This is a genomic window from Burkholderia sp. Bp9031 (genome assembly GCF_003857965.1).
GTDB lineage: Bacteria > Pseudomonadota > Gammaproteobacteria > Burkholderiales > Burkholderiaceae > Burkholderia > Burkholderia ambifaria_A.
The window spans coordinates 100601-111753 of the sequence record NZ_QTPW01000024.1 but is presented as its reverse complement, the minus strand read 5'-3'; the positions used below and the strand labels follow the sequence as shown (position 1 = coordinate 111753).

Genomic DNA, 11153 nt, shown 5'->3' with positions numbered 1-11153 from the left:
AGTTGAAGTCGGTAGTGACGAAGGACCGGCTCGGCATCGGGACGACGCATTTCGAATACGACGCGTTTGGGCGGCGGGTTCGGAAGCTCAATGGGAGTTATGCGAGTACGGATTTCCTGTGGGACGGCATGCGGTTGGTGCAGGAGACGTATCACGATCGTCAGGGTGAGGAAGCGCTGACGTATTTGTATGAGTCCAATAGCTACGTGCCGCTTGCGCGAATTGATCAAGGCAAGCCGGTGGCTAACGATGCGGATGCACGGGACGCGGTCTACTACTTTCATAACGATGTTTCGGGGCTCCCGGAGGAACTGACCGACGCCGACGGCGAGCTGGTCTGGCAGGCCCGCTACAAGGTGTGGGGCAATGCGGTGCAGGAGGAGTGGATCGCGTGGGCGCCAATCCGGATCGACTCACGTCTGCATAACCAGCGACGTCAACTGCGCCGCCCGCGCTACTTCCGTCTTCGCATAGATCGACTTGATCTGCGATCGGATCGTGCCGATCGAGACACCGCGCAGTTCGGCGCATTCCTGCGGTGAATGCCCGTCGCAGCACAGCAGCACCGCGAGATCGGCTTCGGCCGACGACAGTCCATAGAACACCCGCAGTCGCTGCGCGCGCGCCGATGGCGAATGCAGGTCGGCCGCAGTCATCAGTGCCGCGACGCCAGGTCGTTCGCGCACAAGGCGCGACTGTTCCGGCACCGGCATCAGCGCAAGCGGCAGCGGTTCGCCTGTCGTCCGGCGCAGCATCAGTCCGCCGCGCGCAAACGCGTGTCGCCATTGCGCATCATCGACACAGCCTTCCGGCGCGAAGCGCCCGTTCACGATCCGCAGCGCCGGTTCCGCCGCGACCAGTTGATCGGCTGCGCGATTCGTATAGCGGAGTTCGCGTTGCGCGCCGAGCAAGAACACCGGCACCGGAATCGCATCGAGCGCCGATTCCGCGGCGGCCACGCGTGCTTCGAGTTCGCCGATGCGTGCCTGGATCCGTAGTGCGCGGCTGATGTGCGCGCCCATGCTTTCGATCGCGTCCCGCTGCAAGTCCGACAGGCCCTGCGATTCGGGGCCGCTCTGTACGCTGAGGAATGCGCCGGTGCGCTCGCCGCGATGGATGTACAGGCCGGAGATGCTGCCGATCCCGTAGGGCCTCAGGAATTCCTGGTAGAACACGCTGTGCGCGCGCTGCGGGCTGGACAGTTGCTTGATGTCCTCGAACCAGCGCCCTGCAGGCCAGTTGCCGGCGACCGGTACGACCGGGTCGTACAAATAGAACTCGGTGTTGTATGTGCGGTGGCATTCGGCAACCCACGGCTCGTCGTCGCCGGCAGCCCGCTCGATGGCCGGCACTCTCGCCACATCGTCGAACGACAGCAGCGTGGCCATGCGCACGCCGACCGACGATCTCAATCCGTCGAGCACGGTTTCCCATCTCTGATCGCCCAGTGCTGCAGCGTAGATGTCATCGATCAATGTCGATGGAATCAATTCGTTCCGTTGCATCTGGCTACCCCGCGTTACGCGTTCTTGTCGACCGCCTTTCACGCATCTTACTCATTCCCGCTCGAGGTTCAACATGCGTGCGAGTTTTCGGCCCGGAACGTGTGGCTTTTGGGGTGTTTCTCATCAGCCGTAATGGCAATTCTCAACATTCTTGCGGCGTTTTCCGCATATCGGACAAAGACGGCGGCATCGCGGGCCAGCAAGGATACGGAGAGTACGTTGACGATCGACGATGTCGTCGCGAGTGCGGAGCGGGCCGATAGCCGACTACAAGCCGGGACTGTTGATGGTCGCTTGCGACCTGTACTTGAAGCTTGCTCGGCGTGTCGTCGGCCACGATCTGGTTGCCACCGTGCTCGCCAGATCGCATGAACGCAGCCCAGAAAGGGCCTGGTTATCCGGCAGCTTCCACTGTACAAAGTTGGCGCCGTTCGGTACCCGGCCTGTAACGAGAGGGCGACGCGACACGCAGGGTGGCTGGCTGGATTGCAGAGGCGAGCTCTAATTATTTCATGAAAATTACAATAAGCCTTCTATGCGACTAAGTTAGTCAGAAAACAGAAGGATTGACTGCACCAACCCGACGCCCCGCATCGGTGCGCGCCAACGTAATCATCAGCTTATTGATTTAAATAGATCGAACCCTATAAAACAAGAACACCGCACGCCGCCCACCCGAAAATCGCCGTAGGCCTTATACGTCAAGCAACCATCCCGCCAATCCACCAAAAATAGCAACCTGATTGCACCCACCGCAAACGTCACCACCCCCGACAAGTTGCTCCCTAAGCGCCACCGAGCCACCGGTGAGTTTCTCCGTGTTTTCCCTCATACCCCCGCCATTTTTGACAGACGTTTTAAAAACCCCCATATAATTTCGGCTGCCTTGCCAACAGCTGTCGGACCATCCCTCCGACCAAGCGGTTGGCAAGCGGGGCAGGCGAAACGCTTGCGCAATGCAAGACGCATCACGATGTCTTTCCGAACCAGACGTCCCCTTTTGGGGACTGCAAGAGCCGGGCCCCGCTACGCAACATCTATCCGCAGGTCCGTCTTCATGTGTCTCGGGCGTGTCCTATGTCCTCGCCCCGGGTGCTGTTCGATTGCGCAAGTCATGCCGCCTTTGCCCGTATGACTAACAACATCGAGGAGCTCCTGATGACGCTTTCCCGTCTTACGTCCATTTCCGTCGCCGCCGTGCTGTTCGCCGCCGGCGCCGCCGCCGCGCAAGCGGAAACCGTGAAGATCGCCATCGCCGGTCCGATGAGCGGCTCGGTCGCCCAATACGGCGACATGGTGAAGGCCGGCGCGCTGACCGCGATCGAACAGATCAACGCGGCAGGCGGTGCGGGCGGCAACAAGTTTGAAGTCGTGCTGATGGACGACGCGTGCGAACCGAAGCAGGCCGTCGCCGTCGCCAACAAGATCGTCAGCCAGAAGATCAAGTACGTGATCGGCCATGTGTGCTCGGGTTCGACGATCCCCGCCTCCGACATCTACGAGAACGAAGGCATCGTGATGGTCACGCCGTCGGCCACCGCGCCGCAGCTGACGGAAGGCAAGAAGCGCCACTTCATCTTCCGCACGATCGGTCGTGACGACCAGCAAGGCCCGGCCGCCGCGCACTACATCATCAACAACGTGAAGCCGAAGAAGGTCGCGATCCTGCACGACAAGCAGTCGTACGGCCAGGGCATCGCGTCGTCGGTGAAGAAGGACCTCGAAGCCGCGAAGATCCCGGTCGTGCTGTTCGAAGGCATCAACGCCGGCGATTCGGACTACTCCGCGATCATCACGAAGCTGAAGTCGCAAGGCGTCGATTTCGTGTACTTCGGCGGCTACCACCCGGAAATGGGCCTGCTGATGCGCCAGGCGCGCGAGCAGGGCGTGAAGGCCACGTTCATGGGGCCTGAAGGCGTGGGCAACAAGGACGTGACGGCGATCGCCGGCCCGGCTTCGGAAGGCATGCTGGTCACGCTGCCGGCCGACTTCTCGGCCGACCCGGCCAACGCAGGCCTCGTGAAGGCCTTCGCGGACAAGAAGCGCGACCCGAACGGCCCGTTCCAGATGCCGTCGTACGCAGCGGTGAAGATCATCGCCGACGCGATCTCGGGCGCGAAGACGACCGATCCGACGAAGGTCGCCGCGTACATGCACAAGACGACGTTCGACACGCCGATCGGCAGGGTCGCGTATGACGCACAGGGCGACCTGAAGGCGTTCAAGTTCGTCGTCTACACGTGGCACAAGGACGCGACGAAGACCGCCGCCCGGTAATACGGAGTACCCGCCCCGCGCACCCGCTCTGCCCGTCACCCGGGCAGGGCGCGTGCGCATTTGGCCGTTGCGCGGCCAAGGGGCGGCCCGAGACGACACCGTGCGTTGCGCGCGGCCGAACGCCGTGATCCGGCGACGGCATGCGACCCAGCGCCAACGGGAGCTTCCCGCACATGACTGACTTCTTTCCGCAATTCGCCCAGCAGCTGGTCAACGGCCTGACGCTGGGTGCGATCTATGCGCTGATCGCCATCGGCTATTCGATGGTCTACGGCATCATCGGCATGATCAACTTCGCCCACGGCGAGATCTACATGATCGGCGCGTACGTGGGCCTCGTGACCCTGACTGCCATCGGCATCTCCGCCGGCTATCCGCTGCCGCTCGTGCTCGGCGCCGCACTGATCGTGTCGGTGATCGTCACCGGCCTGTACGGCTTCGCGGTCGAGCGCGTCGCGTATCGCCCGCTGCGCGGCGGCCCGCGCCTGGTGCCGCTGATCTCCGCGATCGGCATGTCGATCTTCCTGCAGAACTACGTGCAGATCGGCCAGGGCGCGCGCGACGTGTCCGTGCCGGTGCTGATCTCCGGCGCGTTCGACATCCATCTCGGCGGCGATTTCGACGTGACGGTTCCGTATGCGCGTCTGTTGATCGTCTGCGTGACGATCGTGCTGATGATCGCGCTCACGCTGTTCATCTCGCATTCGCGGATGGGCCGTGCGTGCCGCGCGTGCGCCGAGGACATGAAGATGGCGAACCTGCTCGGCATCGACACGAACCGCGTGATCTCGTTCACGTTCGTGCTCGGCGCGATGCTGGCGGCCGTCGGCGGCGTGCTGATCGGGCTGACGATCGGCAAGCTGAATCCGTATATCGGCTTCGTCGCGGGCATCAAGGCGTTCACCGCCGCGGTGCTGGGCGGGATCGGCAGCATTCCGGGCGCGATGCTCGGCGGCGTGCTGCTGGGCCTCGCCGAAACCTTCGCCGCAGGCTACATGCCGGCCGAGTACAAGGACGTCGTTGCGTTCGGCCTGCTCGTGCTGATCCTGCTCTTCCGCCCGACCGGCCTGCTCGGCAAGTCGGACATCGAAAAGGTCTGAGGGAGACGCAGATGAGTCAAGTCATTTCCGTTCGCCGCCCGGTCGCCGACGCATCGGTCGGCCAGGCGCTGAAGAACGCCGTGGCCGCCGCGCTCCTGACGGCGATTCTCACGATTCCGGTGCTCGGCCTGCAGCTGAAGCTCGACGGCTATCAGGTCGTGCTCACGCCGCACTGGCGCCCGGTGTGGATCGCGGTCGCGGCCGTGTTCCTGTTCCAGCTGTTCAAGCCGTGGCTCGTGCGCGCGAAATCGGCGGTGAAGCTGCCGGCGATGCCCGCGATGGGCGCGCAGCAGCAGCGCGCGATCATCTGGGTGCTGCTCGCGGTCGGGCTGGTGTGGCCGTTCTTCGGCTCGCGCGGCGCCGTCGACGTCGCGACGCTGGCGCTGATCTACGTGATCCTCGGCCTCGGGCTGAACATCGTGGTCGGTTTCGCGGGGCTGCTGGATCTCGGCTATGTCGGGTTCTACGCGGTCGGCGGCTATACGTACGCGATGCTGAACCAGTATTTCGGGCTGTCGTTCTGGGAGTGCCTGCCGATCGCGGCGATCGCGGCGGCGACGTTCGGCTTCCTGCTCGGCTTCCCGGTGCTGCGCCTGCGCGGCGACTATCTCGCGATCGTCACGCTCGGCTTCGGCGAAATCATCCGCCTGCTCGCAAACAACCTGACGAGCCTCACCGGCGGCCCGGACGGCATCTCGAGCATTCCGAAACCGACGGTGTTCGGCTTCGAGATGGCGCGCTCGGCGAGCGTCGAAGGCGCGAAGACCTTCCATGAGCTGATCGGGCTGGAATACAGCGGCGAGCACATGGTGATCTTCCTGTACCTGATCGCACTGGTGCTGGTCGGCTTCACGCTGTTCGTCACGAGCCGCCTGATCCGCATGCCGATGGGCCGCGCGTGGGAAGCGCTGCGCGACGACGAGATCGCGTGCCGTTCGCTCGGTCTGAACCCGACGCGCATCAAGCTGTCGGCGTTCACGCTCGGCGCGGCGTTCGCGGGCATCGGCGGCGCGTTCTTCGCGGCGCGTCAGGGCCTCGTGAATCCTGAATCGTTCACCTTCATCGAATCGGCGCTGATCCTCGCGATCGTCGTGCTCGGCGGGATGGGCTCGCAGCTCGGCGTGATTCTCGCGGCGATCCTGCTGACCGTGCTGCCGGAAGTCGCGCGCGGGTTCGCCGAGTACCGGATGCTGATCTTCGGTCTGGTGATGGTGTTGATGATGATGTGGCGTCCGCAGGGCCTGCTGCCCGCGAGCCGTCCCCACGTGGAGCTGCCGCAATGAGCGCGAATGCAGAACTGTTGAAGGTCGCCGGGCTGCAGATGCGCTTCGGCGGGTTGCTCGCGGTGGACGGCATCGATTTCGACGTGCGCCGCAACGAGGTGTTCGCGATCATCGGGCCGAACGGCGCGGGCAAGACCACGGTGTTCAACTGCGTCGGCGGCTTCTACAAGCCGAGCGGTGGCGACGTCGTGCTCGACGGCCACGCGATCGGCGGGCTGCCGAGCCACAAGATCGCATTGAAGGGCCTCGTGCGGACGTTCCAGAACATCCGCCTGTTCAAGTCGCTGACGGTCGTCGAGAACCTGCTCGTCGCGCAGCATCGCAAGGTGAAGTCCGGGCTGCTGCCGGGCCTCTTCTCGACGCCTGCGTATCGCCGCGCCGAGCAGGAAGCGCTCGAACGCGCGGCGGTGTGGCTCGACCGGATGGGGCTGACGTCGGTCGCCAACCGGCCGGCCGGCACGCTGTCGTACGGGCACCAGCGGCGTCTGGAGATCGCGCGCTGCATGATCACCGAGCCGCGTCTCTTGATGCTCGACGAGCCGGCGGCCGGTCTCAACCCGCAGGAAAAGATCGAGCTGCAGCACCTGATCGACAAGCTGCGCCGCGAGTTCGGCGTATCGGTGTTGCTGATCGAACACGACATGAGCCTCGTGATGGGCGTGTCGGACCGCATCCTCGTGATGGAGCACGGCCGGCCGATCGTGATCGGCACGCCGGAAGCGGTGCGCAACGACCCGCGCGTGATCAAGGCGTATCTGGGGGAAGAGTGATGCTGAAGCTGGAACAGGTCCATACGCACTACGGCGCGGTCGAGGCGCTCGCGGGCGTGTCGATCGAGGTGAACAAGGGCGAGATCGTCACGCTGATCGGCAGCAACGGCGCCGGCAAGACGACGCTGATGATGACCGTGTGCGGCACGCCGCGCGCGTCGTCGGGCCGCGTGCTGTTCGAGGGCAAGGACATCACCGCGATGTCGACGCACCAGATCATGCGGCAGGGGATGGCGATCTCGCCGGAAGGGCGGCGCGTGTTTCCGAGTCTGACGGTGCTCGAGAACCTGAAGATGGGCGGCTTCTTCGCGAGCCGTCACGAGATCGACGACGGCATCGAGCACGTGTTCAAGCTGTTTCCGCGCCTGAAGGAGCGCGCGTCGCAGCGGGCCGGCACGATGTCGGGCGGCGAGCAGCAGATGCTGGCGATCGGCCGCGCGCTGATGAGCAAGCCGCGTCTGTTGCTGCTCGACGAACCGACGCTCGGTCTCGCGCCGCTCGTGATCGCGCAGATCTTCGACATCATCCGGACGATTCGCGACGAAGGCGTCACGGTGTTCCTGGTCGAGCAGAACGCGAACAAGGCGCTGGGCGTGGCCGATCGCGGCTACGTGCTCGAAACGGGACGCGTGGTGCTCGCCGATACGGGCGCGAACCTGCTCGCGAACGACCGGATCAAGCAGGCGTATCTCGGCGGTTGACCGTTGCTCGCGCGCAGGCACGCACGTTGACGGGCACCACGGACCGATGCGGCATGAGCGTTTCAGTATGTCGCGCTCGGCACGGAAAAACGCCGGGTGGGCTGCTGCTCGACGTCTTCCCGTCGGCCGTGCATGGTCGCACCATCACGACCCCCACCCGATACACGGGCGACCATGCCGAGCCGGACCCCCACTGCTACTGGCCGCCGCCGTACAGCTCGTTGATACGCTGGAGTTCCCCAGACTTCTGCATACGCAGGAGTTCCTCCTTGACTTGCGCGCGCGTGATTCCGATCCGCGCCCCCGCCTGCGAACCTGCGCTGGGCATGCTGCCCATCGATGTCGCGCTGATCGCCGAGTCGGACGGCTTGTTCGACGCCGCCGCGGTGCCTTCGTCCTGTGCTTGGGCGAGACTCGACGCACCCAGCACACAGATGACGGCCAGTGCCGCCTTGTACATGCTCTTCATCGTGGCACCTCACATGAAAAAGCGCTGCAACAACAGCGCGACCGACGCGGATTCCGCATCGTCCGCATATTTCGACACTCCGCATGCGTGAGGCTGCTTCCGGCGTGCTCACCTGCATCGTGATGCGCGACGTGCCAGCATCCACGGTCGACAGACCTGCGTCTGTCCACGCCCACATTCGTAACGTCGATTCCCCCGGCGATTCCCCAAGGTTTTCCCGTGACTGGCGCATCGGCATGCGCGGCTTCGCGCCGCGGCCTGGTCGTGCGTGTCGAGTCGTCTTGCTCAGGCGTTATGTCGTATCGCGAATCGGATACTTCAGCCGCAATTGCATTGCGTCGGACAAATTCCGGATGCCGAACGCGGCAATGGGTTCGTCACGCACCTGCAACCGGAATGGCGGAATGATAGAACCCGCGTGCCGGATTGACGCCCTCTTGAAAGGGGGTAATTGCCGTAGTTGTCATGTGGAATGTCTAAGCTGGATGGATATCGCGGAACGTGTGAATGAATCCGGCGTACGCGCGAGGAGCGCATTCATGTCTGACAAGCACGTCGCGCTGACCAGTCATATTCGTCGGCTCTGTTCGCTCACCGTCGAGCCGCATCTCGTCATTCCTCATGTGATTGAGGCGGCCCGGCACATCGTCGGTGCCGATTGGGGCATGTTCTTCTATGCCGACGAGCACTACGCAGTGTCGGACGTGTGCAGCGAAAACGATACGGTCTACACGTTATTGCCGACGTATTTCGCGAATATCCACAACACCTCCCGGCAGGAGGTGCTGGGCGTCACGTTTTCCGATGCCATGCGCCGTGGGCGCGGTTTCGAGAACAGCGCGCACTACGACGATAAACTGCTGTCGAGCGAGATGTATGCGGATCTGTGGCGGCCGGTTTCGATGCGTCATTGTCTCGAGCTGACCGCGACAGACGGCACACGCGGCTGGGGCAGCCTGCTGCTGTCTCGCGCATCAGGCTGTCGTCCGTTCTCGGAACAGAATCACCGCGACATCGAACCCGTGGCGCGGCATCTCGCTCACGCGCTATCGCGGCCCGTGCAGCCGTCGCTGCACGAATCGGAATGCAGCCTGTCCGCGATCGTGGTGGTCGACGACGATGGCCGGCTCCTGCTGTACAACGCAGACAGCATCCGGATGCTGTCGCTCGCGGCCGGCGAGCCGCTCGCGTTCTACCGTCACGAACGCTTGCCGGACTGGCTCACGCCGCTTCGGTCGAACATCAACCGGATCTGGCGCGGCTATCCGGCGCAGCCCCCGACGTTCGAGCGTCGCAACAATGCGGGCCGCTTCCGGTTCATGGCCTATCGATGTACCGACACGGCCGTGTTGCAACGCGATTTCGCGATCGTGATCTATATCGAGCACTTTCCGCCGCTCAAGCTGACGATCGAACGGCTCGGCTTCGCGTTCGGCCTGACCGAACGGCAGCGCGAACTCTGCGAGCAACTCGTGCTGGGCCGATCGCACAGCGAGATTGCGCGTGGCTTCGCGCTGCGCGACAGCACGGTCGTCGATCATGTTCGCAAGATCTATCGCAGGCTCAACGTACACAATCACGACGAGTTGCGCAGCGTGTTTCGGATCGGAAGGCATGGCTAGGTTACGAGGCGTGCGGCGCGGCACGCCTCGTCCTGCTCGAATCTTCCCGCCCGCTGTTTGCGTGCGGCGTTGCGCTTGTCGTTCTGTTACAGCGCGCGTGTGATCGCCTGTTCCAGCAGCGACAGCCCGAGATCGATTTCCGCTTCGCTGACGGTCAGCGGCGGCGCGATCCGGAACACGCCGCCCATGCCGGGCACCTGCACGATGTTCATGCTGAGCCCGAGGTTCATGCATTCGCGCGTGATCTTCGCGCCGAGGCCGTCCGCCGGTTCCTTCGTCCGGCGATCCTTGACGATCTCGACGCCGAGCAACAGTCCGCGCCCGCGCACGTCGCCGATGCAGTCGAAGCGCTCCATCAGGTCGAGCAGCCCGCGCCGCAGCCGGTCGCCCATCACGTTCGCGCGCTGGACGAGGCCGTCGCGCTGCACCACGTCGAGCACGCGCAGGCCGACCGCGGCCGGCAGCGGGTCCGACACGTGCGTCGTATAGAACAGGTAGCCGAGTTCGTGCGCGCGCTCCTCGATCTGCGCCGACGTGACGACGGCCGCAAGCGGCAGCCCGGCGCCGAGCGTCTTCGACAGCGTGAGGATGTCGGGCGTCACGCCGTCGTGCTGGCACGCGAACATCGTGCCCGTGCGTCCGATGCCGGTTTGCGCTTCGTCGAGGATCAGCAGCATCCCGCGTTCCTCGCACTTGCGCTTGAGCGCCGCCATGTAGCCGTCCGGCAGTTCGATGATGCCGCCCGAGCTGAGGATCGGCTCCGCGATGAACGCCGCGAGGTTGCCGCTCGACTGGCGATCGATCAGGTCGAATGCGTAGTCGAGTTCGGCGAGGGTGTCGTAGGTGCCGTTGCGCTCGAAGCGCGGCCGGTACGTGAACGGCGCCGGAATCGCGAACGAGCCGACGGCGGCCGGGCCGACGCCCTTGCGGCCGGCGCTATACGTGGCGGACGCCGCCGCGCCCGTCATGCCATGCCACGACTGCGCGAAGCCGACGATCTCGTACTTGCCGGTGACGAGCTTCGCCATCCGGATCGCCGCTTCGTTCGATTCCGCGCCGGTGCTCAGCAGCAGCGCGCGATCGAGCCCCGGCGGCGTGATGTCGGCGAGGCGCGTCGCGAGATCGACGACCGGGCGCGACAGCATTCCGCTGAACAGGTGATCGAGCCTGCCCGCGTATTCGGTGATGACGGAGACGATTTCCGGGTGGCTGTGTCCGAGCACCGCGCTCATCTGCCCCGACGTGAAATCGAGGATCGCGCGGCCGTTGGCGTCGTAGACGAAGCTGCCTTGCGCGCGCTCGATGATCATCGGCTCGAACGTGCCGCCGTAGCGGATCAGGTGCTGCCTGGCGTTGTGCCAGAAGGTTGCGTCGTCGTTCAGGGACATCGGGCTTCTCCGGACAAGGGCAGGGATCGCTTGCAGTC

General features: G+C 64.3%; 10 protein-coding genes and 1 pseudogene. 7 read left to right on the top strand and 4 right to left on the bottom strand.

Annotated features, from left to right (window positions below):
* Positions 1-128: 128 nt before the first annotated feature.
* Positions 129-329 (top strand): annotated as a pseudogene (locus DIE15_RS37800) (RHS domain-containing protein); the annotation flags it as partial.
* Positions 330-413: 84 nt separating this feature from the next.
* Here the strand turns inward: DIE15_RS37800 and DIE15_RS26360 are convergent.
* Both DIE15_RS26360 and DIE15_RS38200 read right to left on the bottom strand, forming a co-directional pair.
* Positions 414-1505 (bottom strand): helix-turn-helix transcriptional regulator, encoded by a 1092-nt coding sequence (locus DIE15_RS26360; RefSeq protein WP_124834726.1) that lies wholly within the window; start codon positions 1503-1505, stop codon positions 414-416.
* 142 nt (positions 1506-1647) lie between these two features.
* Positions 1648-1875, bottom strand: a complete 228-nt coding sequence (locus tag DIE15_RS38200; RefSeq protein ID WP_409364315.1) for a type VI secretion system Vgr family protein — start codon at positions 1873-1875, stop codon at positions 1648-1650.
* 788 nt (positions 1876-2663) lie between these two features.
* On the opposite strand from DIE15_RS38200, the gene DIE15_RS26350 reads away from it, so the two are divergent.
* From DIE15_RS26350 to DIE15_RS26330, 5 genes are all read left to right on the top strand, one after another.
* Positions 2664-3782, top strand: coding sequence for a branched-chain amino acid ABC transporter substrate-binding protein (locus DIE15_RS26350; protein ID WP_124834725.1), 1119 nt, complete (start codon positions 2664-2666; stop codon positions 3780-3782).
* Between the two features lie 173 nt (positions 3783-3955).
* Entirely contained in the window at positions 3956-4882 is a 927-nt protein-coding gene (gene livH, locus DIE15_RS26345; RefSeq protein ID WP_069260533.1) for a high-affinity branched-chain amino acid ABC transporter permease LivH, read from the top strand.
* An 11-nt stretch (positions 4883-4893) separates the two neighbouring features.
* A complete protein-coding gene (locus DIE15_RS26340; RefSeq protein ID WP_124834724.1) occupies positions 4894-6165 on the top strand; it encodes a high-affinity branched-chain amino acid ABC transporter permease LivM in 1272 nt (423 codons plus the stop codon).
* Entirely contained in the window at positions 6162-6935 is a 774-nt protein-coding gene (livG, locus tag DIE15_RS26335) for a high-affinity branched-chain amino acid ABC transporter ATP-binding protein LivG (RefSeq protein ID WP_124834723.1), read from the top strand. The genes DIE15_RS26340 and livG overlap by 4 nt, the downstream gene beginning before the upstream one ends.
* Positions 6935-7636: an ABC transporter ATP-binding protein gene (locus tag DIE15_RS26330; RefSeq protein WP_124834722.1), complete on the top strand. Its 702-nt coding sequence runs from the start codon at positions 6935-6937 to the stop codon at positions 7634-7636. Before livG ends, DIE15_RS26330 begins: the two co-directional genes overlap by 1 nt.
* A gap of 196 nt (positions 7637-7832) precedes the next feature.
* Here the strand turns inward: DIE15_RS26330 and DIE15_RS26325 are convergent, their stop codons facing one another.
* Positions 7833-8105 carry a DUF4148 domain-containing protein gene (locus DIE15_RS26325; RefSeq protein WP_124834721.1) on the bottom strand — a complete coding sequence of 91 codons (273 nt, stop codon included), beginning with the start codon at positions 8103-8105 and terminating at the stop codon, positions 7833-7835.
* 122 nt (positions 8106-8227) lie between these two features.
* Here DIE15_RS26325 and DIE15_RS26320 point away from each other — a divergent pair, with 122 nt between their 5' ends.
* Complete coding sequence (locus DIE15_RS26320) at positions 8228-9727, top strand: helix-turn-helix transcriptional regulator (RefSeq protein WP_260428344.1); 1500 nt, start codon at positions 8228-8230, stop codon at positions 9725-9727.
* An 86-nt stretch (positions 9728-9813) separates the two neighbouring features.
* Here the strand turns inward: DIE15_RS26320 and DIE15_RS26315 are convergent, their stop codons facing one another.
* Positions 9814-11115, bottom strand: a complete 1302-nt coding sequence (locus DIE15_RS26315) for an aspartate aminotransferase family protein (protein ID WP_124834720.1) — start codon at positions 11113-11115, stop codon at positions 9814-9816.
* Positions 11116-11153 lie beyond the last annotated feature (38 nt).